The 23,531-nt window shown below is 64.7% G+C and carries 23 protein-coding genes and 1 pseudogene; 10 read left to right on the plus strand and 14 right to left on the minus strand.

The window, feature by feature from the left end:
* Positions 1–6: 6 nt before the first annotated feature.
* Together dapB and AC27VQ_RS17980 are read left to right on the plus strand one after the other, a co-directional pair.
* Entirely contained in the window at positions 7–825 is an 819-nt protein-coding gene (gene dapB, locus AC27VQ_RS17975; protein WP_488717345.1) for a 4-hydroxy-tetrahydrodipicolinate reductase, read from the plus strand.
* A 79-nt stretch (positions 826–904) separates the two neighbouring features.
* Positions 905–1,540: a 2,3-bisphosphoglycerate-dependent phosphoglycerate mutase gene (locus tag AC27VQ_RS17980; protein WP_117367316.1), complete on the plus strand. Its 636-nt coding sequence runs from the start codon at positions 905–907 to the stop codon at positions 1,538–1,540.
* Positions 1,541–1,593: 53 nt separating this feature from the next.
* On the opposite strand, the gene AC27VQ_RS17985 is transcribed toward AC27VQ_RS17980, so the two are convergent.
* Both AC27VQ_RS17985 and AC27VQ_RS17990 read right to left on the minus strand, forming a co-directional pair.
* Complete coding sequence (locus tag AC27VQ_RS17985; protein WP_488717346.1) at positions 1,594–2,466, minus strand: methylated-DNA--[protein]-cysteine S-methyltransferase; 873 nt, start codon at positions 2,464–2,466, stop codon at positions 1,594–1,596.
* A 69-nt stretch (positions 2,467–2,535) separates the two neighbouring features.
* Positions 2,536–3,036 (minus strand): DUF2244 domain-containing protein, encoded by a 501-nt coding sequence (locus AC27VQ_RS17990; protein WP_488717347.1) that lies wholly within the window; start codon positions 3,034–3,036, stop codon positions 2,536–2,538.
* 22 nt (positions 3,037–3,058) lie between these two features.
* Here AC27VQ_RS17990 and nth point away from each other — a divergent pair, with 22 nt between their 5' ends.
* Complete coding sequence (gene nth, locus AC27VQ_RS17995; protein WP_488717348.1) at positions 3,059–3,805, plus strand: endonuclease III; 747 nt, start codon at positions 3,059–3,061, stop codon at positions 3,803–3,805.
* Here nth and AC27VQ_RS18000 read toward each other — a convergent pair.
* On the minus strand, positions 3,795–4,367 hold the full coding sequence (locus AC27VQ_RS18000; protein ID WP_488717349.1) for a TetR/AcrR family transcriptional regulator: 573 nt from the start codon (positions 4,365–4,367) through the stop codon (positions 3,795–3,797). The genes nth and AC27VQ_RS18000 overlap by 11 nt on opposite strands.
* An 84-nt stretch (positions 4,368–4,451) precedes the next feature.
* On the opposite strand from AC27VQ_RS18000, the gene AC27VQ_RS18005 reads away from it, so the two are divergent.
* Positions 4,452–4,877, plus strand: coding sequence for a VOC family protein (locus tag AC27VQ_RS18005; RefSeq protein ID WP_488717350.1), 426 nt, complete (start codon positions 4,452–4,454; stop codon positions 4,875–4,877).
* On the opposite strand, the gene AC27VQ_RS18010 is transcribed toward AC27VQ_RS18005, so the two are convergent.
* Positions 4,860–5,585 (minus strand): sulfate transporter family protein, encoded by a 726-nt coding sequence (locus AC27VQ_RS18010; protein WP_313526493.1) that lies wholly within the window; start codon positions 5,583–5,585, stop codon positions 4,860–4,862. The genes AC27VQ_RS18005 and AC27VQ_RS18010 overlap by 18 nt on opposite strands.
* Before the next feature lie 156 nt (positions 5,586–5,741).
* Between AC27VQ_RS18010 and AC27VQ_RS18015 the strand changes: the two genes are divergently transcribed.
* Positions 5,742–7,775: a HAMP domain-containing methyl-accepting chemotaxis protein gene (locus AC27VQ_RS18015; RefSeq protein ID WP_488717351.1), complete on the plus strand. Its 2,034-nt coding sequence runs from the start codon at positions 5,742–5,744 to the stop codon at positions 7,773–7,775.
* A 15-nt stretch (positions 7,776–7,790) separates the two neighbouring features.
* Here AC27VQ_RS18015 and AC27VQ_RS18020 read toward each other — a convergent pair whose 3' ends face one another.
* Complete coding sequence (locus tag AC27VQ_RS18020; RefSeq protein ID WP_488717352.1) at positions 7,791–8,846, minus strand: lysine-2,3-aminomutase-like protein; 1,056 nt, start codon at positions 8,844–8,846, stop codon at positions 7,791–7,793.
* Complete coding sequence (gene epmA / locus AC27VQ_RS18025; protein ID WP_488717353.1) at positions 8,843–9,907, minus strand: EF-P lysine aminoacylase EpmA; 1,065 nt, start codon at positions 9,905–9,907, stop codon at positions 8,843–8,845. Before epmA ends, AC27VQ_RS18020 begins: the two co-directional genes overlap by 4 nt.
* A gap of 151 nt (positions 9,908–10,058) precedes the next feature.
* Here epmA and efp point away from each other — a divergent pair, with 151 nt between their 5' ends.
* Both efp and AC27VQ_RS18035 read left to right on the plus strand, forming a co-directional pair.
* A complete protein-coding gene (efp, locus tag AC27VQ_RS18030; protein ID WP_313530963.1) occupies positions 10,059–10,628 on the plus strand; it encodes an elongation factor P in 570 nt (189 codons plus the stop codon).
* A gap of 176 nt (positions 10,629–10,804) precedes the next feature.
* Entirely contained in the window at positions 10,805–11,797 is a 993-nt protein-coding gene (locus AC27VQ_RS18035) for an adenosine kinase (protein WP_488717354.1), read from the plus strand.
* Here the strand turns inward: AC27VQ_RS18035 and AC27VQ_RS18040 are convergent.
* Positions 11,790–12,329 (minus strand): SH3 domain-containing protein, encoded by a 540-nt coding sequence (locus tag AC27VQ_RS18040; RefSeq protein ID WP_421593143.1) that lies wholly within the window; start codon positions 12,327–12,329, stop codon positions 11,790–11,792. The two genes, AC27VQ_RS18035 and AC27VQ_RS18040, sit on opposite strands and share 8 nt — an antisense overlap.
* 181 nt (positions 12,330–12,510) lie before the next feature.
* Here AC27VQ_RS18040 and AC27VQ_RS18045 point away from each other — a divergent pair, with 181 nt between their 5' ends.
* A complete protein-coding gene (locus AC27VQ_RS18045; protein WP_488717355.1) occupies positions 12,511–13,515 on the plus strand; it encodes a 2-hydroxyacid dehydrogenase in 1,005 nt (334 codons plus the stop codon).
* Here AC27VQ_RS18045 and AC27VQ_RS18050 read toward each other — a convergent pair.
* The 3 genes and pseudogenes from AC27VQ_RS18050 to recF all read right to left on the minus strand — a co-directional run bounded on the left by AC27VQ_RS18050 (position 13,512) and on the right by recF (position 15,870).
* A pseudogene (locus tag AC27VQ_RS18050) lies at positions 13,512–13,985 on the minus strand (GNAT family N-acetyltransferase). The gene AC27VQ_RS18045 and the pseudogene AC27VQ_RS18050 overlap by 4 nt on opposite strands.
* Positions 13,982–14,749 (minus strand): molybdopterin-synthase adenylyltransferase MoeB, encoded by a 768-nt coding sequence (locus AC27VQ_RS18055; protein WP_488717356.1) that lies wholly within the window; start codon positions 14,747–14,749, stop codon positions 13,982–13,984. Before AC27VQ_RS18055 ends, AC27VQ_RS18050 begins: the two are co-directional and overlap by 4 nt.
* Positions 14,746–15,870, minus strand: coding sequence for a DNA replication/repair protein RecF (gene recF, locus AC27VQ_RS18060; protein WP_488717357.1), 1,125 nt, complete (start codon positions 15,868–15,870; stop codon positions 14,746–14,748). Before recF ends, AC27VQ_RS18055 begins: the two co-directional genes overlap by 4 nt.
* 218 nt (positions 15,871–16,088) lie before the next feature.
* Between recF and AC27VQ_RS18065 the strand changes: the two genes are divergently transcribed.
* Positions 16,089–16,766 (plus strand): HAD family hydrolase, encoded by a 678-nt coding sequence (locus AC27VQ_RS18065; protein WP_488717358.1) that lies wholly within the window; start codon positions 16,089–16,091, stop codon positions 16,764–16,766.
* Between the two features lie 4 nt (positions 16,767–16,770).
* Here AC27VQ_RS18065 and AC27VQ_RS18070 read toward each other — a convergent pair whose 3' ends face one another.
* Positions 16,771–17,385: a TetR/AcrR family transcriptional regulator gene (locus AC27VQ_RS18070; protein WP_488717359.1), complete on the minus strand. Its 615-nt coding sequence runs from the start codon at positions 17,383–17,385 to the stop codon at positions 16,771–16,773.
* A 98-nt stretch (positions 17,386–17,483) separates the two neighbouring features.
* Between AC27VQ_RS18070 and AC27VQ_RS18075 the strand changes: the two genes are divergently transcribed.
* On the plus strand, positions 17,484–17,720 hold the full coding sequence (locus tag AC27VQ_RS18075) for a putative antibiotic biosynthesis monooxygenase (protein WP_313530976.1): 237 nt from the start codon (positions 17,484–17,486) through the stop codon (positions 17,718–17,720).
* Positions 17,721–17,770: 50 nt separating this feature from the next.
* Here the strand turns inward: AC27VQ_RS18075 and dnaJ are convergent, their stop codons facing one another.
* The 3 genes from dnaJ to AC27VQ_RS18090 form a co-directional block, all read right to left on the minus strand.
* Positions 17,771–18,895, minus strand: coding sequence for a molecular chaperone DnaJ (gene dnaJ / locus AC27VQ_RS18080; protein WP_488717360.1), 1,125 nt, complete (start codon positions 18,893–18,895; stop codon positions 17,771–17,773).
* 241 nt (positions 18,896–19,136) lie between these two features.
* Positions 19,137–21,038, minus strand: coding sequence for a molecular chaperone DnaK (dnaK, locus tag AC27VQ_RS18085; protein WP_313530977.1), 1,902 nt, complete (start codon positions 21,036–21,038; stop codon positions 19,137–19,139).
* A gap of 247 nt (positions 21,039–21,285) precedes the next feature.
* Positions 21,286–23,523: a transglycosylase domain-containing protein gene (locus AC27VQ_RS18090; RefSeq protein ID WP_488717361.1), complete on the minus strand. Its 2,238-nt coding sequence runs from the start codon at positions 23,521–23,523 to the stop codon at positions 21,286–21,288.
* Positions 23,524–23,531 lie beyond the last annotated feature (8 nt).

The raw sequence follows: 23,531 nt of genomic DNA on the forward strand, positions 1-23,531 counted from the left end.
CAAGACATGAGCGGCACCGCAATGAAGCTGGTCGTCGTCGGCGCCGCCGGCCGCATGGGCCAGACGCTGATCCGCACCATCCACGCCATCGAGGGCGCAGAAGTGTTCGCCGCCGTCGAGCGTGAGGGATCGCCCTTCATCGGCCGCGATGCGGGCGAACTCGCCGGCCTCGGCCCGATCGGCGTTGCCATCACCGACAAGCCGCTCGAAGCCTTCGTCGCCGCCGAAGGCGTGCTCGACTTCACCGCCCCCTCTGCGACCGTCGACTTCGCCGGGTTGGCCGCGCAGGCCCGCATCGTGCATGTCATCGGCACCACCGGCTGCTCGGCCGAAGACGACGAGAAGATCAAGGCCGCCGCCCGCCATGCCCGCATCGTCAAATCGGGCAATATGAGCCTCGGCGTGAACCTGCTCGGCGTGCTCACCGAGACAGCCGCCCGCGCGCTCGGCCCCGCCGACTGGGACATCGAGGTGCTGGAAATGCACCACAAGCACAAGGTCGACGCGCCCTCCGGCACCGCACTCCTGCTCGGCCAGGCCGCCGCAAAGGGACGCGGCATTTCGCTGGTCGACAATTCCGTGCGGGTGCGTGACGGCCATACCGGCGCGCGTCCCGCGGGCACGATCGGCTTCGCCACGCTGCGCGGCGGTTCGGTCATCGGCGAACATTCCGTCGTGATCGCCGGCGAAGGCGAGCTGGTGACGCTGTCGCACAGCGCGACCGACCGCTCGATTTTTGCGCGCGGCGCGGTGCAGGCAGCGCTCTGGGCGCGCGACAAAAAACCCGGCCTCTATTCCATGCTCGACGTGCTCGGGCTCAACTGAAATTTTTGTTCACAGCGCATCGTTTAATCCGAAAACCGGTACCCACTTTTCGGAACGATGCTAACCGGAGAAAAACCCTATGAGCGGAACCCTCGTCCTCGTTCGCCACGGCCAGAGCGAATGGAACCTGAAAAACCTCTTCACCGGCTGGCGCGACCCTGACCTGACCGAACTCGGCGTCGAGGAAGCCAAGACCGGCGGCAAGGCGATCGCCGAAACGGGCATCAAGTTCGACATCGCCTTCACCTCGGACCTCTCCCGCGCCCAGAAGACGCTGAAGATCATCCTCGACGAGATCGGCCAGCAGGGCCTGGAAACGATCCGCGACCAGGCGCTCAACGAACGCGACTATGGCGATCTCTCCGGCCTCAACAAGGACGATGCCCGTGCCAAGTGGGGCGAGGAGCAGGTCCATATCTGGCGCCGTTCCTACGACATCCCGCCGCCGGGCGGCGAAAGCCTGCGTGACACCGGTGCCCGGGTCTGGCCCTATTACCTCACGGAAATCCTGCCCCGCGTGCTGCGCGGCGAAAAGGTGCTCGTCGCCGCGCATGGCAACTCGCTACGCTCGCTGGTGATGGTACTCGACAAGCTCACCAAGGACGAGATCCTGAAGCTCAATCTCGCGACGGGCGTTCCCATGGTCTACACGCTGAATGCGGATTCGACCGTGAAGACCAAGGACGTTCTCGGCGACATGTCGGGCGCGCACTGAGCCTTCTCGGCGAAACAAGCAAAAGGCCGGCATCTCTGCCGGCCTTTTTCGTTTCAGGCCTTGCCCGATTCCCAGCCGAGCATCGCCCGCTTGCGCGTCAGGCCCCAATGGTAGCCGGTGAGCGCACCGCTCTTGCCGAGCGCCCGGTGGCAGGGCACGACGAAGGAGATGGGGTTGCGGCCGACGGCGGCACCCACCGCGCGCGAGGCTGTCGGCTGGCCGAGCGTTTCGGCAATCGAGGAATAGGTGACGGCGCAGCCCATGGGGATGCGCAACAGCGCCTCCCAGACGCGGACCTGGAAATCCGAGCCGATCAGCACGATGCGCAGCGGCGCCTTGGGGTCCCAGCGCGTCGGGTCGAAGATGCGTTCGGCATAGGCGGCGGTCGCCTCGCTATCCTCCACATATTTGGCGTTCGGCCAGCGCGAGGACATGTCCTCGAAGGCATCTTCGCCGCCGGGCTCATCGGCGAAGGCAAGGCCGGCAAGGCCGCGATCGGTGATCATGACGAGGGCGCGGCCGAAGGGCGACGAGTGAAAACCGTAGCGGATCGTCAGGCCCGCGCCGCGTGCCTTCCATTCGCCTGGCGACATCGCCTCATGCGTGACGAAGAGATCGTGCAGGCGGCTCGGGCCGGAGAGGCCCACCTCGAAACTGGTTTCGAGCAGCGGCAGCTCTTCCTGGCGCAGCAGGCGCTTGGCGTGATCGAGCGTCACGGCCTGCAAAAAGGCTTTCGGCGAGAGGCCGGCCCAGCGGGTGAAGGTTTTCTGCAGCTGTGTCGGCGACTGGCCGAGTTTTCCGGCAATATCCTCCAGACCGGGCTGGTCGCGATAGTCGTCCGTTATCATCTCGATGACCTGGCGGACGGTCGTGTAATCGTCGCCCTCAGGCGTGATATCGGTTTGCAAAGTCGCAGCAATGTTCATCGCTTTTCTCCTGTGCCGCCAGAAAAGCATGGCGCGCGTGGGCTCGCCACCCGATTCCTGCCGACCCGTTCAGTAACCGCGTTTGACACGGGCCAAGGCGCCGGAAAAGGCCGTGGCGAAGCGCTCGCGATCGTCGAGCGGCAGGAAGGTGCCGACATCGGTCTCGCGGCCGTTGCCGCGCACATGCATGGCGGTGATGCCGATCTTGGCCTTGCGCGAGACGAGGAAGCGCGCCCAGAACGGGTTGAAGACATGCTCCGTCTCGCGGCCGGACGGGCTGATCTTGCGGATGCAGATGTTGGTGCGCGACAGGGACACCACCTCACGCGCTTTGGCCGCCCGGTTGTTCAGCCAGAAGGCGCCGAAGAGGATCAGGAAATCCGCACCGAAGAACAGCACCACGGGCCAGGCGCCCGAGATCATGAAGACCGCCATATGGGCGAAAGTGAGCGCGCCGGCGATGAGGAAGAAGATGCGATAGCCGGTGCGTCCGAGCGACCGGTAGGGATGCAGCTCGGCCGAGAAGACCGGCAGGTCGTTCATCGTAATGTCAGCGTTGCCTTGCGTCATGCGCCAAGATTATAGAAGCATCATGGAAAACGGAAAGATCAAAAAGACGGCGGCCCCGCGCCGCAAGGCGCCCGCCCGGCCGAAAAGCCTCTATTCGCAGGACGAGCTGAAGGAGATCTTTCGCCGCTTCTCCATCCAGCGGCCGGAGCCGAAGGGTGAACTCGAACATGTAAACCCCTTCACGCTGGTTGTCGCCGTCGCGCTTTCCGCGCAGGCGACCGATGCCGGCGTCAACAAGGCGACGCGCGCGCTCTTTGCCGTCGCCGACACGCCGGAAAAGATGCTCGCGCTCGGCGAAGACAAAGTGCGCGACTACATCAAGACGATCGGCCTTTACCGCAACAAGGCGAAAAACGTCATCGCGCTCAGCCGGATGCTGGTCGACCGTTTCGACAGCGAGGTGCCGCGCACGCGCGAAGAACTCATCATGCTGCCCGGCGTCGGGCGCAAGACGGCGAATGTCGTACTATCAATGGCCTTCGGCCAGGCGACGATGGCGGTGGACACGCATATCTTCCGCATCGCCAACCGGCTGCGCCTTGCGCCCGGCAAGACGCCGGACGAGGTGGAGGAGAAGCTGATGCGCCTCATCCCGGACGAATATCTCTACCACGCCCACCACTGGCTGATCCTGCACGGGCGCTACTGTTGCAAGGCGCGCCGGCCCGAATGCGAGCACTGCGTCATCGCCGATCTCTGTCGATCGCCGGAAAAGACTTGCGACGTGCCGGCCCCGCTGCCGGCACAGCTGTTCGGCCCTACGCCCTGAGACCGTCGATGAGGCCGGCAATCGCCGCCTCGTAGGCCTTGCGATCCGCTCCCGCCTCGATGGCGATGGCCGCGCGGTCGAAGGCGGCGGAGAACAGGTCCGTCAGCGCCTGGAGTTTTTCCACGCCCATATCCGGCTCGAGCAGGTCTCGGAGGCCGGTTTTCAGCGTGCCCTCGGCATTGTCCCGGTCGATGGCGAAGGTACCTTCGAGGCCAATGACGGCGGGCGCTTCCAGCAGCAGAAGCTGTGTGCGGCCGGGTTCAGCCATCGCATCGAAATAGGCGGCGGCCCCTGAAAGCAGCGCTTCGCGCGGTGAGCCCGAACGTGTCGAGGCCTTGTCGATCTGCGCCGCCACGGCTTCGGCCTCCCGCTCCACCGTCGCGCGAAACAGCGCCCGCTTGTCCTCGAAATGGTGATAGAGCGCGCCGCGCGTCACGCCGGCCTCCGCCACGATGTCGGGCGTCGCCGTCTCCGCATACCCCTTTTCCACGAATAGCCGCCGCGCTGCCTCGATCAGAGCCAGCCGCGTCGCTTCCGTGCGTTCTCTATTGCTGCGTGCCATCTCGCCTCTTTACATACAAACTGCATGTATGTTAATTGATAGAAACATGCAGACTGTATGTTTATTTTCGCGAAAGGCAAAGCGATGAAAACGACCAGCTACTATCCCGTGATCATGACCGACGACGTGGCAGGGACCGCAGAATTCTACACGGCGCATTTCCGGTTCGAGGCGCTCTTCACCAGCGACTGGTACATCCACCTCCAATCCAATGAGGACGAGAAGGTGACGCTTGCGGTGCTCGACGGCAGCCATGAGACGATCCCGGCCGTGGGACGCGGCAAGGTCTCGGGTCTTCTGTTGAATTTCGAGGTCGAGGATGTCGATGCGATCTATGACGCCGTGCGCGCCGCCGGACTGCCGATCCTGCGCACTATCAGGGACGAGGACTTCGGCCAGCGCCATTTCATCACCGCCGATCCGAATGGCGTGATGATCGACGTGATCAAGCCGATCCCGCCGAGCGCCGACTTTGCGGCCCTCTATGACGCGTCAGTTCTGCCGCAGTGAGAAGCCGGAATCCTTGCGGCTCAAGGCCTTGTGGAGATGCACCATGAGGCCGGCCGCAAAGAGCGGCGTCATGAGGTTGACGATGGGGACCGCCAGGAAGGCGGCGATCAGCAGGCCGGCAAGCAGCACCGTGGACGCATGTTTCGACCTGAACAGCCGCGCCTCCGCCGGCGTGCGGTAGCGCATCGCGGCGAACTCGAAGAATTCCCGGCCGAGCAGATAGCCGTTGACCACGAAGAAGGCGACGAGATTGACGCCGGGAATGAACAGCAGGAACAGCGCGATCAGGTTGCCGAGAAGCACGATGCCGAGGAACTTGATCGAGCCCGCTATCGCTTGCCCCATCGGCAGCGCCACGCCCGGCGTTTCCGCGGGATAATCGCGTTTCTCGATAACCTCGGCGACATCATCGAGGAAGAAGCCGGCGATGATGGCCGTGACGGGCGCCAGCAGCAGGGCAAGGCCGAGCGCCAGCCCAATACTTGCGACAACGCCGAAGACGAGGGTGAGCCAGCCAGCCCAATCCGGCAGGTCGGGCATGAAAGCGCCTTGCAGCCACGGCCAGGCAAAGGCGATAAAGGTTTCGCGCAGCCCGAACCAGATGACCACAAGGGCAAGCAGCGTGAGGCCTAAAACCTTCCAGAAGACGCCGCGCGTCTCCGGGGCGAAGAGATTGGCCAGCGAAAGACGGGCAGCGTCGAGGATCATCGCAAACTCCTGTTCGCCCCCGCATGTAGGGTGTGGAAAAGCGCCCGGCAAGGCAGGCCTTCGCAACCTCCCATTAAGCCGGCGTTAAACGACGATCCCTAGACTTTCGCGCACTCTTACGCGGCTCGCCGCCGCCATAAAATTCAGGGAACCGTCATGCGTAATGTCCGGATCAGCAGGTTGCTACCCGCCCTCTTCCTGCTCATGGTGGTGCTGGGCGGCCTGCAGGGTGCCGTCGCCTTCCGCTCGCTCTCGGCGATGACCCGCCATATCGAGCGCATCGGCACGGACCGCATGCCGCAGATGAGCAGCATCCTGCAGCTGAGCCATGCCTTTTCCGAGCTGAACGCCACCTATTCCGAACATCTGCTCTCGATGGATCCGGACGAGATCGGCCGTATCGAGGCGCGCATCAAGGAGCGCGCCGATGCCTTTGCCGGCATGATCGACAGCTACGGCGCGGCCAATACGGGCGACGCGGCGACGACGGCGGAGGTCGAGGGCATCAAGGCGACGTTGAAGACCTATCTCGAAGGCGCGGCCAAGCTCATCCAGTTTTCCGCCATCGCCGCCAAGGGGCCGGCGCTGGAGGTCTACAAGGGCCCGATGCAGGCGAGCGCCGATGCGATCACCGCCTCCCTGAACGATCTCGTCGCGCGCACCCAGAAGGTGACGGACGAGACGATCCTGTCGGCCCGCGCCGAGGAGGGCTCCGCCTTCGCGCTGACCTGGGCGTCGCTTGCCGCCGCCATGGGCCTCGCGCTTGCCGCCATCTTCCTCGTCAACCGCCGCGTCGTTAAACCGCTCACCGGCCTGGGTGCCGCGATGAAGCGGCTCGCCGAAGGCGACACGACCGTCACCATTCCCCATGCCGACCGTACCGACGAGATCGGCGAAATGGCCGGAACCGTCGCGATCTTCCGCGACAATGCCGCCGATCGCCAGCGCCTGGAGCGCCAGAGCGAGGACGACCGCCGCCGCGCCGATGGCGAGCGCCAGGCCCGCGACGCCGAACGCACCCGCGACAGCGGCCGCGTGCAGGAAGCCGTGGCCAGCCTTGCGGACGCGCTCGGAAAGCTCGCATCAGGCGACATGACCTGCCGGATCGAAAAGCCCTTCGACGGCGACCTCGACCGGTTGCGCGAGGATTTCAACGCCTCGGTCTCGCGCCTCAGCGACGCGCTGCGCGAAGTGGGCGAAAACGCCCGCGCCATCGATGCCGGCGCAAGCCAGATCCGTGCGGCCGCCGACGATCTGTCGCGCCGCACCGAGCAGCAGGCCGCCTCCGTCGAGGAAACTGCCGCAGCCCTTGAAGAGATCACCACGACCGTCAAGGATTCGACCAAGCGGGCGGAAGAGGCCGGCGCGCTGGTCGGCCGCACCCGCACGGGCGCTGAAAAATCCGGCGAGATCGTCCGCCGCGCCGTTGCCGCCATGCAGGAGATCGAAAAGTCCTCCAGCGAGATCACCAGCATCATCGGCGTCATCGACGAGATCGCTTTCCAGACGAACCTGCTGGCGCTGAATGCCGGCGTCGAGGCTGCCCGCGCCGGTGAAGCCGGCAAGGGCTTTGCGGTCGTCGCACAGGAAGTGCGCGAGCTTGCCCAGCGGTCTGCGAAGGCCGCCAAGGAGATCAAGGCGCTGATCAACACGTCCGGCGAGCAGGTGCGCACCGGCGTGTCGCTGGTCGGCGATACCGGCCGGGCATTGCAGACCATCGTTACCGAGGTGCAGGAGATCAACAGCCACGTCGTGGCGATCGTCGAGGCCGCGCGCGAACAGTCGACCGGCCTTCAGGAGATCAACACCGCCGTCAACGCCATGGACCAGGGCACGCAGAAGAACGCCGCCATGGTCGAGGAGACGACGGCGGCAAGCCACGGCCTCGCCTCGGAAGTGCAGGCGTTGAACGCCCTGATCGGCCGCTTCAATGTCGGCGGCAGTTCGGCTGCCGGCCGCTCCATGCAGGCGCCGCATCTCCACATCGTGCCCTCCACCCCTACGCCGCCGGTCGTCTCCGCACCGGAACCGGCCGTCGCCCGCAAGTCGCCCGGCCAATGGAACGTCAAGGCCGCCTCCACCAAATCCCGCCCGGTCAGCTCGCCCGCCCTTGCGCTTAGCGAAAAGCTCGCGGGCGCGCTCGGCGTGCGGCAAGAGAAGGGCAATGACGGGGACTGGGAAGAGTTTTGAGGAAGGCCTTCAGGTCTAACCCTCTTCCGGCGGATACAGATGCGTTTCCCCGCGAAAATCGCGCAAGCGGAAGCAGCCGTCGTCCGCCTCTTCCACCGCCATGGAATCCGCCCGCACCTTGCCGTGACCGCCTGGGATGTCGAGGATATAGGCGGGCTGGCAGAGGCCGGAGACGCGGCCGCGCAGGCGCTCGGTAAGCGCCCGGCCTTCGGCGAGCGTCAGGCGGAAATGCGACGTGCCGGGCGCGAGGTCCGGGTGGTGCAGGTAATAGGGTTTTACCCGGTTCTCGACGAAGGTGCGCATCAGCGCGGCCAGCACATCCGCATCATCGTTGACGCCCTTCAAGAGCACCGTCTGGCTGATCATCACCATGCCGGCATCGACGATGCGGACGATGGCGGCGCGGGCGTCTTCGGTGAATTCGCGCGGATGGTTCGCATGCAGCGCCACATAGGTGGTCTTGCCCGAGGCTTTCAGCGCATTGATCAACGCGGCGTCGATGCGGGCGGGATCGACGACCGGCACGCGGGTGTGGAAGCGCACGATCTTCACATGGTCGATCGCGGCAAGCCGCTCCATCATGTCGCGCAGCCGGCGCGGTGACAGCACGAGCGGGTCGCCGCCCGTCAGGATCACTTCCCAGATGTCCGGCCGGCCGGCAATATAGGCGATGGCGGCATCGAGTTCTGCCGGCGTCAGCGTGCCGAGGCCTTCCGGCCCGACCATCTCGCGGCGGAAGCAGAAGCGGCAATAGACCGGGCAGACATGCACGGCCTTCAGCAGAACGCGATCCGGATAGCGGTGTACGATGCCCTCGACGGGGCTGTGCGCGAGATCGCCGATGGGATCGGTGCGTTCCTCCGGCAGCGTCACCAGCTCGGCGGCGTCGGGCACGAACTGGCGGGCGATGGGATCGAGGGGATCATCGGTATCGATGAGCGCGACGAGCGGCGGCGTGACGGCGACCGCATAGCGCTCGGCGACGGCCGCCGTTTGCATGCGTTTGTCTTCCCGCACGAGACCGGCGGCGACAAGATCGTCCACGGTGGAGAGGCTGCGGGCCGCCGTCACGGCGCGGTCTCCGCGACGGGTGCCCAGATCACCTGGTCGATGCGCGACGCGCCGGTCGCCAGCATGACGAGCCGGTCGAAGCCGAGCGCGATGCCGCTTGCCTCGGGCATGACCGCAAGGGCCGCCAGAAAATCCTCGTCGAGCGGATAGGTCTCGCCATAGACGCGGGCCTTCTCCGCCATTTCCAGTTCGAAGCGGCGGCGCTGCTCGGCGACATCGGTGAGCTCGCCGAAAGCGTTCGCCAGTTCCACGCCGCAGGCATAGAGCTCGAAACGCTCGGCCACACGCCGGTCGTGCGGCGCGGGACGGGCGAGGGCTGCCTCGGCAGTCGGGTATTCGCAGAGAATGGTGGCGCGGCCGAAACCGAGTTCGGGCTCGACCTTCTCCACCAGCACGCGGCTGAACAGATCGGCCCAGGTGTCGTCTTCGGCAACGCGCAATCCGGCCGTCCGCATGGCCAGGGCAAGCCGTTCGCGGTCCGTCGCGCCATCGGCATCAATCGTCGCCAGAAGATCGATGGCGGCATAGCGCTGGAAGGCAGCCGCAACCGTCAGCCGCTCGGGCGCTAGCTTCGGATCGCAGGTGGCACCACGGTAGATCAGCATGGAAACGCCGGTGACCTCCGCGGCGAGCGCCAGCATGGCGCCGCAATCCTCCATCAGCACTTCATAGGTCTCGCCCACACGATACCATTCCAGCATGGTGAATTCCGGATGGTGCAGCGGGCCGCGCTCGCGATTGCGATAGACATGGGCGAAGCAGGCGATGCGCCGTTCGCCGGCCGCCAGAAGCTTCTTGCAGGCGAATTCCGGCGAGGTGTGCAGGTAGAGCGGCGTCTCCACGCCCGAATGGCCGATGGCCGCCGTCTGGAAGGCATGCAGATGCGCCTCGTTGCCGGGAGAGACCTGCAGCGTCGCCGTATCGACCTCGATGAAATCGCGCGCGGCAAACCAGCCGCGCAACGCCGCCTGGATGCGATTGCGGGCGATGAGGAACGGCCGGCGGTCGGCATGGACGTCTGGTGTCCACCAGGGCGAAGGTTTTTGGCTTGTTACGCTCATGTGACAGGTTTCTTCGGCCATACCGGCCGCAAGACTGGCCTTTTGCCTTGATATAGGATAGTTGCGGCCCCGAATACGCACTTTCAGCGTTCGCGGAAACGTCCTTAAGCGGTCCTCTACGACGCGAACCATTCACTTACAAGGAAGACTTATGGTAAAGATCATCGCCTCTTCCGTCCGCAAGGGCAATGTCCTCGAGGTCGAAGGCAAGCTCTATGTCGTGCTGACGGCGCAGAACTTCCACCCCGGCAAGGGCACGCCGGTCACGCAGGTCGACATGCGCCGCATCTCCGACGGCGTGAAGGTCTCCGAACGCTACCGCACGACCGAACAGGTCGAGCGCGCCTTCGTGGAAGACCGCGAGCACAACTTCCTCTACGAGGATGGTGAAGGCTACCACTTCATGAACCCGGAGAGCTACGACCAGCTGACCATGTCCCACGAAGACATCGGCGACCTCAAGGCCTATCTCCAGGAAGGCATGACGGTCATCCTGTCGGTGCATGAAGGCGTTGCCATCGCCATCGACCTGCCGCGTCACGTCACGCTCGAGATCGCCGAGACGGAACCGGTCGTGAAGGGCCAGACGGCCTCGTCGTCCTACAAGCCGGCGATCCTGTCGAACGGCGTTCGCACGCTGGTGCCGCCGCACATTTCGGCCGGCACACGCGTCGTCATCGCGACGGAAGACGGTTCCTACGTGGAACGCGCCAAGGATTGATCGGGCCTCGTCCCGTATGAAGCCGCCCGCCGGAAACGGCGTGGCGGCTTTTTTCTTTTAAACTCCGCAAAATCCGTTAAGACCGAATACCGGCTCTTACTTTTTTTGACGCATGCCGTTGCCGCAAAACCGCTGAACACTTTTGCGCGGCAGGCTTATCGAGACGGATACCCCGCATGACCAAATTCGACGTGCTGACGGTCGGCAATGCCATCGTCGACATCATCGCGCGCTGCGACGAAAACTTCATCACCGACAACGGCATCATCAAGGGCGCGATGAACCTCATCGACGCCGAGCGCGCCGAACTCCTCTATTCGCGCATGGGCCCCGCGCTCGAAGCCTCCGGTGGCAGCGCCGGCAACACCGCCTCGGGCGTCGCGAGCTTCGGCGGCAAGGCCGCCTATTTCGGCAAGGTCGCCAACGACCAGCTCGGCGACATCTTCATCCATGATATCAGGGCCCAGGGCGTGCATTTCGAGACGAAGCCGCTCAACGGCCCGCCGCCGACCGCCCGCTCGATGATCTTCGTCACGCCGGACGGCGAACGCTCGATGAACACCTATCTCGGCGCCTGCGTGGAACTTGGCCCCGAGGACGTGGAAGAGCAGGTCGTCGCCGACGCCAAGGTCACCTATTTCGAGGGTTATCTGTGGGATCCGCCGCGCGCCAAGGATGCGATCCGCGCATGCGCCCGCATCGCCCATGCGAACGGCCGCGAAATATCGATGACGCTGTCCGACAGTTTCTGCGTGCACCGCTACCGCGGCGAGTTTCTCGACCTGATGCGCTCCGGAACCGTCGACATCGTTTTTGCCAACAAGGCCGAAGCGCTGGCGCTCTACGAGACGGAGGACTTCGAGGAAGCCCTGACGAAGATCGCGCAGGATTGCCGGCTTGCGGCGGTGACGATGAGCGAGGAGGGCTCGGTCATCCTGTCGAAGGGCGAGCGCACCAAGGTGGAGGCGATCAGCATTCCCTCGGTCGTGGATACGACGGGTGCCGGCGATCTCTACGCCGCCGGCTTCCTCTACGGCTATACCGCCGGCCGTTCCTTTGCCGATTGCGGCCGTCTCGGCAGCCTTGCCGCCGGCCTCGTCATCCAGCAGGTCGGCCCCCGCCCGCTGCAATCGCTGGCGGCGGAGGCGAAGGCGCGCGGCCTTATTTGAAGGCTTCGCCGGGATAGGCGCCCCAGATCTCGTTCTGCGAGACCCAGCCGGCCGTGCCGTCCACTTCGGCACGGCACCAGTCGCCGTTGCATTCGCCGACCTTGACGACGACGCCGGGCTGGATCTTGGCCACCAGCGTCGCGTTCGACATGCCCTCGCGGCGCATGTTGACGAAGATATTCTCGCCCTTGCCGCGCATCCACGGCGCGGTGATGGCCGTACGCTCGCCTGACAGCAGCGCCTGGTTCACCCAGCCTTCCGTGCCGTCGGCATCGCGGATGCGGCGCCAGTTATCGTATTCCTGGATGATTTCGACCGGCACGCCGGATTTCAGAAAACGCCAGGACACCGCATAATCGACGCTCGGGCCGACGCGCAGGTTGACGCTCTTGGCTTTCAGGCTGACGAAGCGCGGCAGCGGCAGGCCGCTCGGTCCCTTGGCCGCCTGGGCATGGGCGGCCTCAAGGCCTGCGACGGAGAGAATAATGCCCGCAAGGGCGATAAGGCTGAGACGTACGACAAGGTTACGCATGGACGATCCGCACACATTTTTGAGGGGCATCGGGCTGCCATGCCGGTCAGCGGTAGCAAATCGCGGGGACCGCACGACGGGCGGATTGTCTTCGCGACCGGGTCTGGTAGAAAATGCCCCTGATGAAGCAATCCTTGCCCAACTTGGTTAAGGACCCGTCAACAGGACGCCGGAACATCCCATGACGCAGAAGAAAAAACCGAAGGTCTATATCACCCGCCGCCTGCCCGAGGTGGTGGAGACCCGGATGCGCGAACTGTTCGACGCAGAACTCAACATCGACGACACGCCGCGCAGCCAGCCGGAGCTCGTCGCCGCCGTGAAGAGCGCCGACGTTCTGGTGCCGACGCTGGGCGACCGGATCGATGCCGCGCTGATCGAGCAGGCCGGGCCGCAGCTGAAATTGATCGCGTGTTTTTCCAACGGCGTCGACAATGTCGATGTGGAGGCGGCGGCAAAGCGCGGCATCACCGTCACCAACACGCCGAATGTCTTGACCGAAGACACCGCCGACATGACGATGGCGCTGATCCTCGCCGCCCCCCGGCGCCTCGCAGAAGGCGCCCATATCCTGACCGACCGCAAGGGCGAATGGGCCGGCTGGTCGCCGACCTGGATGCTCGGCCGCCGCATCTGGGGCAAGCGCCTCGGCATCATCGGCATGGGCCGCATCGGCACCGCCGTCGCAAAGCGCGCCAAGGCCTTCGGCCTCTCGATCCACTATCACAACCGCCACCGCGTGCGCCCGGACACGGAAGACGCGCTGGAAGCGACCTATTGGGACAGCCTCGACCAGATGCTGGCGCGCGTCGATATCGTCTCGGTCAACTGCCCCTCGACGCCCGCGACCTTCCACCTGCTCTCGGCCCGTAGGCTCGAGCTGATGCAGCCCACGAGCTACATCGTCAACACGGCGCGCGGCGGCATCATCGATGAGACGGCGCTGATCAAGTGCCTGCGCGAGGGCAAGATCGCCGGCGCCGGCCTCGACGTCTTCGAAAACGAGCCCGCGGTCAGCCCGAAGCTCCTGAAGCTCGCCACCGAGGGCAAGGTCGTGCTTCTGCCGCATATGAGCTCGGCCACGATCGAAGGCCGCATCGACATGGGCGAGAAGGTCGTCATCAATATCAGGACCTTCTTCGACGGCCATCGTCCGCCGGACCGCGTGTTGCCGAGCCGGATCTAGGCGAGGCGCTTGCGCATCTCGATTGCGGTGATGCGGTCAAAGCCGGGATGGGCGTATTCGCCCGTCCTGACAAACCCCCAGCGCGCGAAGGCGGCATGATTGCCTGTCAGTTCGATGCGGGTTTCCAGCCGCAGCGCCGGCAAGCCCAGGTCGCGTGCCAACTTCTCGGCCCTCTCCAGCAACAGTTGCCCAGCGCCTCGGCCCTGAAAGCGCGTCCCGACCGCGAGCTTGCCGATATAGAGCGATTCGGGCTCCGGCCGGCAGAAGATGCAGCCGAGCAGCGTTTGCCCCTCCATGGCGGCATAGGCGATTTCGGCTTAAGCCTTCGCCGCGAGCGAGGCCGGTGTCAGCCGATGTGCGGAGGATGGCGGGTCGATGACGCCGTCCATATAGGCGAAGGCGTCGAGGATGAGCGAAAGCAGCTCATCCCACCGCGTAAAATCCGGACCGATCCGGGCAACGGCCGTCATGTCTTCACCGTCCGGCGGCGGGCATATTTCAGGGTTTCGAAACGGGCGGCCAGCCCGTCATAGAGCAGGAGCCGGCCGACCAGCGGCTCGCCGGCGCCGGTGACGAGCTTGATGACTTCCATCGCCATCAGCGTGCCGACGACCCCGGTCAGCGCTCCGACGACGCCGGCCTCCGCGCAGGCCGGCACGACGCCCGGCGGCGGGGCGCTCGGGAAGAGATCGCGGTAGCCGGGGTTGAGCTGGCCATCCGCAGCAGCCTCATAGGGTTTCAGCACGGTCAGCGAGCCGTCAAAACGGCCGACGGCGCCGGTCACCAGCGGAATGCGCGCTTCCTCGGCCGCATCGGCCGACGCATAGCGCGTTTCGAAATTGTCGGAGCCATCGACCAGAAGATCATAGCCGGCTAACAAGCGGGCTGCATTCTCCGTGGTCAGCCGTTCGGCGACACCGGAAAACCGCACATGCGGGTTGAGGCGGGCGACGGCAGCCTCGGCACTCTCGATCTTCAGCGTGCCGAGACCTGCCGTGTCATGGATCACCTGGCGCTGGAGGTTGGAGAGCGAGACGGTGTCGTCGTCGAGCACACCGATATGGCCGATGCCGGCGGCGGCGAGATACTGTATGACAGGCGCGCCGAGACCGCCCGCGCCGACAACAAGCACATTCGCCGCCTTCAGCTTCTGCTGGCCGGAGCCACCGATCTCGGCCAGCACGATATGGCGGCGGTAGCGGTCGATTTCTTGCGCGCTAAGAGGATCGGTCATGCCAGAATGCCTCCGTTCGAGACGGTGAGGAATTGCGCGCGGTCTCCGAGCGCATCGAACATCGACCGGTCCGTGCCGGTCATGAAGGACTGGCCGCCGAGCGCATCGACCCGGTCGAACAGCGCAGCGCGCCGGCCCTCGTCGAGATGGGCGGCGATCTCGTCGAGCAGCAGCACCGGCGCATGGCCGGTCATGCCGGCGACAAGCCCGGCATGGGCGAGGATGAGGCCGATCAGCAGCGCCTTCTGTTCGCCCGTCGAGCAGCGCTCGGCCTCCATGTCCTTCTCGCGGTGCCGGATCAGCAGGTCGGCGCGGTGCGGCCCGTCCAGAGTGCGGCCGGCGCTCGCGTCGCGGTAGCGTCCGCTTTGCAGCATGTCGAGATAGATCTCCTCGATCTCATAGGCCGGGCGCTGCCATTCACCGTCGAGAAAGCCGGAGAGCCGCAGTGTGGCGGAGGGGAACGGTCCGTCATCGCGCGCCGCCTCCACCAGCCCCGAGAGCAGGCTGACGAGCTCATGGCGGGCATGCGCCATGGCGATGCCGAGTTCGGCCATCTGCTTTTCCAGCGCCGTCAGCCAGACGGGATCGGGCCGGTGATCGGACAAGAGCCGGTTGCGGCCGCGCATGGCCTTCTCGAAATCCGCCGCGCGGCGGCCATGCTCAGGATCGAGCGACAGCACCAGCCGGTCGAGGAAGCGGCGGCGGTCGGCCGAGGGGCCGGTGAAAAGGCCGTCCATGGAGGGCGTGAGCCAGACGACGCGCAGGTGATCGAGCAGCTCGTCGACGGTTCTTACCGCGGTGCCGTTGAGGCGCAGCTTTCGCGCCGTGCCCTCAGCGCCGCCTTCCGTGCCGGTGCCGATATCAACCTCGCCCATCATGCCGTCGAGCGTGGCGAAAACCGAGAAACCGCCATCGCTGCCGGCGCGCGGCACATCCGCATAGGCCGCGCGGCGCAGACCCCGGCCGGGCGAGAGGAAGGAGACGGCCTCCATGAGGTTCGTCTTACCCGCCCCGTTCTGCCCCGTCAGCACGACATGCCGGCCATCGAGCGACAACGACAGGCCCGCATAGTTGCGGAAGTCCGTGAGCTTGAGGCGGGAGAGGGAAACCTTGTGCGGCATGGTTCGAGAGCTAGAGCATTTTTCCACGAAGGGGAATCGTTTGTCGGCGCATTCTGCCGCGAGCAACAGAAAGATGGGGTTGCGGGTGCGCTGCATCAATATCGAGAGCACTCCACAAGACACGAAGGCGTGAAGCCGGTTGCCTGCCTGCGCGGGAGGCGGTAATCCAAAACTCCCGCCGCGCTTTGCGCCTCCCCTCCCGGCCAGCAGGTTCCATCTTGTCCTTTTCAGCCAGTCCCATTTTCGACCGCAGCTTCTCCGCCTTCCTGTTCGACATGGACGGCACGATCATCAACTCCATTCCGGCGACCGAGCGCGTCTGGAGCAACTGGGCGCGCAAGCACGGGCTCGACGTCGCGGCCTTCCTGCCGACCATGCATGGCGTGCGCGGCATCGATACGATCACGCGGCTTGGCCTGCCCGGCGTCGATCCGCTCGCCGAGGCGAAAGAGGTCGAGCGGGCGGAGATGGAGGATGTCGAGGGCATCGTTCCGATTCCGGGCGCAATCGAATTCCTCTCGGCGCTTCCGATGGGCCGCTGGGGCATCGTGACATCAGCACCGGTGGCGCTAGCCCATCGCCGCCTTGCCGCGACCGGCATTCCGTTGCCGACGGTCATCGTGACAGCGGACGACGTGACGAAGGGCAAGCCGGCACCGGACGGCTATATCCTCGGCGCCAAGCGCCTCGGCTTCGACGCGGCCGATTGCCTGGTTTTCGAAGACGTGCCGGCCGGCATTCTCGCGGGCGAAGGGGCCGGTGCCCATGTGGCTGTGATGACGGCGACGCATCACCATCCGATCGAGACCAACCATCCGCTTTTGAAGAGCTATGAGGGCGTCACGTCCGAGGTGGATGCCGACGGCAAGCTGCGCCTTCTACGCACAGCCGGCTAAGGATTTATGCTGCTGGCCGCGTGGCGATGCCGGATAGCACCGTATCGACAACGGCGTCGATCTCCGCATCGGTCACGTCGAGCCGTTCGGTCAACAGCCGGCCCCAGGCGAAGCTGGAGATGAGTTCCGTGGTCAGCATGGGGTTCACATCCGCGCGCACCTCGCCGCGCGCCTGCGCCTTCTCGATGATCTTGCCGCTCTGGCAGCGACGGTCGGCCATATAGGCCGAAAGGGCGGCCAGCGCATCGCGATCGCCCTGCGCCTTCGCCACCACGCAGCGGAAAACTTCGCCGCCCGTGCCCTCCCGCCACGTCGCCAGGATGCCCGTCAGATAGGCGCGCAGGTCCTCGCGGATGTTGCCCGTGTCGGGGAAGATGAAGCTGGTGCGCTTGCGGCAATGATAGACATCGAGCAGCAGCGCCGCCTGTGAGGGCCACCAGCGGTAGATCGTCGGCTTGCCGGCCCGCGCGCGCTTGGCCACCGCCTCGATCGAGAAGCCGTTCAGCCCGTTTTCCAGGAGCACCGCTTCGGCCGCGGCGAGGATCGCCGCCTCGCTCTCGGGATTACGCGTGGCGCCGATCGAGCGGCGGGCAGGAGTGGTTTCGGCGACGTCGGACATAGGATTTTCCTTTTTTACCCTTCTAGCACGAAAGGTACTTGAACGGAACGTTTCGTTTCCATATAAACGAAACGTTCCGTTTTATAAAGGTTGCTCCCATGACCACCGCCTCCAACTCCCGCAAGCTTTCCCGGCTGCACCTGGCGCTCGCCACGCTCATTCCCGTCTATCCGCTGATCACCACGATCCTCTATATCGTCCTGCCGCTCACCGAGGGCTGGACGATCTGGCAGCGCACGGCCGTCATCGCCCCCATCATGGTCTTCGCCATGGTCTTCATCGTCTCCCCCTTCGTGCAGAAGCGGTTCTCGAACTTCTTCTTGCGGTCGGCATGAAAAAAGCCGGGGTGTTTCCACCCCGGCTTTGTTTGGTCTCTTGAAGGCGCTCAGCCCTCGAAGAATTCCTTCATCCGCGCGAAGAAGCCTGACGATTCCGGATTGTTGTCCTTCGAGGAGATTTCCTCGAATTCCTTGAGCAGCTCGCGCTGGCGCTTGGTCAGCTTCTGCGGCGTCTCGATCTGGATCTGGATATAGAGATCGCCGACCTGATTGGAGCGCAGCACCGGCATGCCCTTGCCCTTGAGGCGGAACTGTTTGCCGGCCTGCGTGCCCTCCGGCACCGAGACGCGCGACTTCGTACCATCGAGCGTCGCGACGTCGAAGGTGCCGCCAAGGGCCGCCGTCGTCATCGAGATCGGCACGGCGCAGTAAAGATCCGCCCCGTCGCGCTGGTAGAATTCATGCGGTTTGACCGACAGGAAGATATAGAGATCGCCCGCCGGACCGCCGCGAACGCCGGCCTCGCCCTCGCCCGACAGGCGGATGCGCGTGCCGTCCTCGATGCCGGCGGGAATGTTGACCGACAGCGAGCGCTCTTCCGTGACGCGGCCGTTGCCGTGGCACTTGGTGCAGGGATCGGTGATCGTCTGGCCGCGACCGTGACAGGTCGGGCAGGTGCGTTCGATCGAGAAGAAACCCTGGGCGGCACGCACGCGGCCGGAGCCCTGGCAGGTCGCGCAGGTTTTCGGGCTGGTGCCCGGCTTGGCGCCGGTTCCGGTACAGACATCGCAGGTGATCGACGTCGGCACGCGGATTTGCGCGGTCTTGCCGGCATAGGCCTCTTCCAGCGAGATTTCCATGTTGTAGCGAAGGTCGCCGCCGCGCTCACGGCCACCGGAGGAGCGCCGCTGGCGCCCGCCGCCCATCATCTCGCCGAAGATATCTTCGAAAATGTCGGAGAAGCCGCCGCCCTGGAAGCCGCCGCCACCGCCGCCCATGCCGCCCTGTTCGAAGGCGGCGTGGCCGTAACGGTCATAGGCCGCGCGCTTCTGCGCGTCCTTCAGCGTCTCGTAGGCTTCGTTGACTTCCTTGAACTTCTGCTCTGCAGACGCATCGCCCGGATTCTTGTCCGGATGATACTTCATCGCCATTTTGCGGAAGGCGCTCTTCAGCTCCTTCTCGTCGGCGGTCTTGGAGACACCCAGCGTCTCGTAAAAATCAGCTTTTGCCATTCGGGTTCACGTCCGTTTCGTTGGAACGGTCTTCTTGTTATGGACCTGGAAGCTTGCCTTAGCCTGCGTGCCTGAAAAGCACGCATGCAAAAGGCGGAAGCCGGGCGAAGGAAAGACCATGACATCGTCACCGCTGAAAACGGGGGTGATCATCTCGGCCTTGTTCCCTTCGCGCTGACTTCCGCCTTTTTGCTATCCGATTGCGCCGGCCGCGTTGAACGCGGCCGGCTGATCTGGAGGCTTAGGCCGACTTCTTGTCGTCCTTGACTTCCTCGTAGTCGGCATCGACGACGTTGTCGCCGGCGTCACCTGCGGAAGCGGCCTCTTCGGCCTGCTGGGCCTCATAGATCGCCTGACCGAGCTTCATGGAGACTTCCATGAGCGTGTTGGTCTTGGCCTTGATGTCTTCGGCATCCGGCTCGGAGGCTTCGACGGCAGTCTTGAGGTCGGCGATCGCGGTCTCGATGGCCTTGCGGTCGTCTTCCGTGACCTTGTCGCCATATTCCTTGAGCGACTTTTCCGAGGAGTGGATCAGGCTTTCGGCCTGGTTCTTCGCCTCGACGCCCTCACGGCGCTTCTTGTCGTTCTCGGCATTGGCTTCGGCATCCTTGACCATCTTCTCGATGTCGGCGTCGGACAGACCACCGGAAGCCTGGATGCGGATCTGGTGCTCCTTGCCGGTGCCCTTGTCCTTGGCCGAAACCTGCACGATGCCGTTGGCGTCGATGTCGAAGGTGACTTCGATCTGCGGCATGCCGCGCGGGGCCGGCGGAATGCCGACGAGGTCGAACTGGCCGAGCAGCTTGTTGTCGGCAGCCATTTCGCGCTCGCCCTGCGAGACGCGGATGGTCACGGCCGACTGGTTGTCCTCGGCGGTCGAGAAGGTCTGCGACTTCTTCGTCGGGATCGTCGTGTTGCGCTCGATCAGACGGGTGAAGACGCCGCCCAGCGTTTCGATGCCGAGCGACAGCGGGGTCACGTCGAGAAGCAGAACGTCCTTGACATCGCCCTGCAGAACGCCGGCCTGGATGGCCGCGCCCATGGCGACGACTTCATCCGGGTTGACGCCCTTGTGCGGCTCCTTGCCGAACAGCTGCTTGACGACTTCCTGCACCTTCGGCATGCGGCTCATGCCGCCAACCAGAACGACTTCGTCGATCTCGGCCGCCGTGACGCCGGCATCCTTGAGGGCTGCCTTGCACGGAGCGACGGTGCGCTGGATGAGGTCGTCAACCAGAGCCTCGAACTTGGCGCGGGTCAGCTTCATCGTCAGGTGCTTCGGACCGGAGGCATCCGCCGTGATGAACGGCAGGTTGATTTCGGTCTGCTGCGAGGACGAGAGTTCGATCTTGGCCTTTTCGGCAGCTTCCTTGAGGCGCTGCAGAGCGAGCTTGTCGTTCTTCAGGTCGATGCCCTGGTCCTTCTTGAACTCGGCTGCGAGATATTCGACGAGACGCATGTCGAAGTCTTCACCGCCGAGGAAGGTGTCGCCGTTCGTCGACTTCACTTCGAAGACGCCGTCGCCGATTTCCAGGACCGAGATATCGAACGTGCCGCCGCCAAGGTCGTAAACGGCGATGGTCTTGCCATCCTTCTTGTCGAGGCCGTAAGCGAGCGCGGCTGCGGTCGGCTCGTTGATGATGCGCAGGACTTCGAGACCCGCGATCTTGCCGGCATCCTTGGTTGCCTGGCGCTGCGCGTCGTTGAAGTAGGCGGGAACCGTGATGACGGCCTGCGTGACCTTTTCGCCGAGATACGATTCGGCGGTTTCCTTCATCTTCTGAAGGATCATCGCGGAAATCTGCGAGGGAGAATAGCCGGTGCCCTGGGCCTGGACCCAGGCGTCGCCGTTGTCGCCCTTGACGATCTTGTAGGGAACGAGACCCTTGTCCTTCTCGACGAGCTTGTCGTCGTAGCGGCGGCCGATAAGGCGCTTCACGGCGAACAGGGTGTTTTCCGGGTTGGTGACGGCCTGGCGCTTTGCCGGCTGGCCGGTCAGGCGCTCGCCATCATCGTTGAAGGCGACGATCGAAGGGGTCGTGCGCGCGCCTTCGGCATTTTCAATGACCTTCGCGTCCTTGCCGTCCATGACGGATACGCAGGAATTGGTCGTCCCGAGGTCGATACCGATTACTTTAGCCATGTCATTCTCTCCTTCAAGCGAACTGCCGGAACCCATTCAGGCATTCTGTTGGCAGCCCCTAATGGTATGGTCGTAGCGAAAGCATCGAACGGATCCGAAGCTTTGCGGGGTATATAAGGATGCCTCCAGACGACTGCAAGACATTGCCGCGCCGCAAAGCGCGCAAAATCAGCATGTCCGAGACGGATGAATGTTCCCCGGCGGCAATGTGGGGGCCTTCCTGACAGGCGTCAAGCCGGCAAGAGCATCAGCCGCCCAGGAGAACGTCGAGAAGGGTCGTGCGCCGCGTGACCGGCTGGCGCTGTTCGCCGACATCGGCAGGCGGCACGAGGCCGTCGTCGAGGGGGACCGAACCGGTCTGGTCGACCGCAACGGCCTGACCGTTACCGGCGGGCTGTTCGTCGGTGCCGAGCGTGCGCGAGATGATATCGAAGAGCTGGTCGCCTTCGGGGGCTGGTTCCGTACCGCCGGCCGCCGGCAGGTCGCCGCCGCCATTGGCGGTGCCGAAGAGCGGCGAAGGCGACAGGCCGGCATGGGCGGCGATCATGAACTGGCTGAAGGCCTTTGCCGGCAGTCCGCCGCCCGTCACCTTCTTCATCGACTTGCCGTCGTCATTGCCGAACCAGACGCCGGTCGTCAGGTTGCTGGTATAACCGACGAACAGCGCGTCACGGAACGACTGGGTCGTGCCGGACTTGCCGGCGACCGGCCAGCCGGGAACGCGGGCATTCTTGCCGGTGCCCTCGGTGATGACGCGCATCATCATGCCGTTCATCTGGGCGACGATATTTTCCGCCAGCACGCGCGGCGGGTTGTCGTAGGTATTTTCGTAGAGCACCTTGCCGTCGGCCGTGGAAATACGGCGGATGATGTGCGGCGTCGCCTTGTAGCCCCCGTTCATGAAGGGTGCATAGGCGGAGGTGAGTTCCACCAGCGTCACCTCCGACGTGCCGAGCGCGATGGAGGCGTTCGACTGCATCTCCGATTCGATGCCGAGGCGACGGGCGAGCTTGATCACCTCGTCCGGCCCAACTTCCATGACGAGCTGGGCGGCGATGGTGTTGAGCGAATTGGCAAGTGCTGAGGCCAGCGTCACCTCGCCACGATATTTCTGGTCGTAGTTTTCCGGCGTCCACTTACCGATCCGGACCGGCGCGTCGTTGCGGATGGAGAGCGGCGAGCGGCCGGCTTCCAATGCCGCCGCATAGACGAAGGGCTTGAAGGCAGAGCCCGGCTGGCGTTTGGCCTTGGAGGCGCGGTCGAACTGGCTTTCCGCATAGTCGCGCCCGCCGACCAGCGCGCGGATCGCGCCGGTTCCATCGATGGAGACGAGGGCGGCCTGTGAGGCGTTCAGCTTGGCGCCTTCCTTGTCCATCACGGCGGTGATCGCCTCGTCGGCCTTCTTCTCGAGATCGAGGTCGATCGTCGTGTCGATGACGAGGTCTTCCTTGATGTCGCCGATCATGCCGGGAAGCTGGGCCATGACCATGTCGGCGGCATAATGCTGCGCGCCCGACCAGTAGCTTTTCGCCCGCGCCGGCGTCTGGGACATGGCGGTCTTGATCTCGTTTTCGGTGACGAAACCCTCTTCGCGCATCGCACCGAGCACCACCTGCGCACGGGCTTCGGCGGCGTCCGGGTCGCGCGCCGGGGACAGGCGCGACGGCGCCTTCAGGAGACCGGCGAGAAGGGCGGCCTCGCCGAGGTTCACGTCGCGCGCCGACTTGTTGAAGTAGCGCCGCGAGGCGGCCTCGACGCCGTAGGAATTCGAACCGAAGAATACGCGGTTCAGATACATCGCAAGGATCTGGTCCTTGGAGTATTTGTGCTCCAGCCAGAGCGCGAGCAGCACTTCCTGCACCTTGCGTTCCAGCGTGCGATCCGGCGAGAGGAACATGTTCTTCGCCAGCTGCTGCGTCAGAGTGGAGCCGCCCTGCACCATGCGGCCGGTGGTGATGTTGGTCAGCATGGCGCGAGCCAAACCGAGCGGGTCGATGCCGAAATGCGAGTAGAACCGGCGGTCCTCGATGGCGATGACGGCCTGCGGAATATAGGGCGACATGTTTTCGAGCGACAGCGCCTCGCCGCCGGTCAGGCCGCGATTGGCGATCGTATCGCCGCTGACGGCGAGGATCTTGATGTTCGGTGGGCGATCGGGGATCGACCAGCTCGTGGCGCTTGGCATGCGCGCGCCGTAATAGAGCACCAGCCCGCCGACGCCGATGGCGCCCCAGATGCCGAGCACGACGCACCAGTAGATGAGCCGGCGCACGAGGCCGAAAAGGCCGCCACCGCCACCCGAGCCACCACGCCTGCGGCTTGCGCTGCGATGGGGCTTCTCAGCCTTCTGCACCTTGCCGCGCGGCTTGCGCCCGCCGCCCCCTGCCACGCGATCGCCGGCGCCGACATGAAATTCGTCGTCGTCTCGGCCCCCCGATGCCTGGAACGAGGGCTCGATGCGCTGGGATTTGCGATTGGCTGCCATGAACGGTC

This window comes from Shinella sp. 20P9.1.1, assembly GCF_057798995.1.

Bases quoted from the DNA above. Each gene is read 5' to 3' on its own strand.
- AC27VQ_RS18040 (WP_421593143.1), bottom strand. From the start codon at position 12,329: ATGCGTAACCTTGTCGTACGTCTCAGCCTTATCGCCCTTGCGGGCATT.
- recF (WP_488717357.1), bottom strand. From the start codon at position 15,870: ATGCCGCACAAGGTTTCCCTCTCCCGCCTCAAGCTCACGGACTTCCGC.
- AC27VQ_RS18070 (WP_488717359.1), bottom strand. From the start codon at position 17,385: ATGTCCGACGTCGCCGAAACCACTCCTGCCCGCCGCTCGATCGGCGCC.
- AC27VQ_RS18000 (WP_488717349.1), bottom strand. From the start codon at position 4,367: ATGGCACGCAGCAATAGAGAACGCACGGAAGCGACGCGGCTGGCTCTG.
- dnaJ (WP_488717360.1), bottom strand. From the start codon at position 18,895: ATGGCAAAAGCTGATTTTTACGAGACGCTGGGTGTCTCCAAGACCGCC.
- AC27VQ_RS17990 (WP_488717347.1), bottom strand. From the start codon at position 3,036: ATGACGCAAGGCAACGCTGACATTACGATGAACGACCTGCCGGTCTTC.
- AC27VQ_RS18090 (WP_488717361.1), bottom strand. From the start codon at position 23,523: ATGGCAGCCAATCGCAAATCCCAGCGCATCGAGCCCTCGTTCCAGGCA.
- AC27VQ_RS18015 (WP_488717351.1), top strand. From the start codon at position 5,742: ATGCGTAATGTCCGGATCAGCAGGTTGCTACCCGCCCTCTTCCTGCTC.
- AC27VQ_RS18005 (WP_488717350.1), top strand. From the start codon at position 4,452: ATGAAAACGACCAGCTACTATCCCGTGATCATGACCGACGACGTGGCA.
- AC27VQ_RS18035 (WP_488717354.1), top strand. From the start codon at position 10,805: ATGACCAAATTCGACGTGCTGACGGTCGGCAATGCCATCGTCGACATC.
- epmA (WP_488717353.1), bottom strand. From the start codon at position 9,907: ATGAGCGTAACAAGCCAAAAACCTTCGCCCTGGTGGACACCAGACGTC.
- AC27VQ_RS17985 (WP_488717346.1), bottom strand. From the start codon at position 2,466: ATGAACATTGCTGCGACTTTGCAAACCGATATCACGCCTGAGGGCGAC.
- AC27VQ_RS18075 (WP_313530976.1), top strand. From the start codon at position 17,484: ATGACCACCGCCTCCAACTCCCGCAAGCTTTCCCGGCTGCACCTGGCG.
- efp (WP_313530963.1), top strand. From the start codon at position 10,059: ATGGTAAAGATCATCGCCTCTTCCGTCCGCAAGGGCAATGTCCTCGAG.
- AC27VQ_RS18010 (WP_313526493.1), bottom strand. From the start codon at position 5,585: ATGATCCTCGACGCTGCCCGTCTTTCGCTGGCCAATCTCTTCGCCCCG.
- nth (WP_488717348.1), top strand. From the start codon at position 3,059: ATGGAAAACGGAAAGATCAAAAAGACGGCGGCCCCGCGCCGCAAGGCG.
- AC27VQ_RS17980 (WP_117367316.1), top strand. From the start codon at position 905: ATGAGCGGAACCCTCGTCCTCGTTCGCCACGGCCAGAGCGAATGGAAC.
- AC27VQ_RS18045 (WP_488717355.1), top strand. From the start codon at position 12,511: ATGACGCAGAAGAAAAAACCGAAGGTCTATATCACCCGCCGCCTGCCC.
- AC27VQ_RS18055 (WP_488717356.1), bottom strand. From the start codon at position 14,749: ATGACCGATCCTCTTAGCGCGCAAGAAATCGACCGCTACCGCCGCCAT.
- dnaK (WP_313530977.1), bottom strand. From the start codon at position 21,038: ATGGCTAAAGTAATCGGTATCGACCTCGGGACGACCAATTCCTGCGTA.
- dapB (WP_488717345.1), top strand. From the start codon at position 7: ATGAGCGGCACCGCAATGAAGCTGGTCGTCGTCGGCGCCGCCGGCCGC.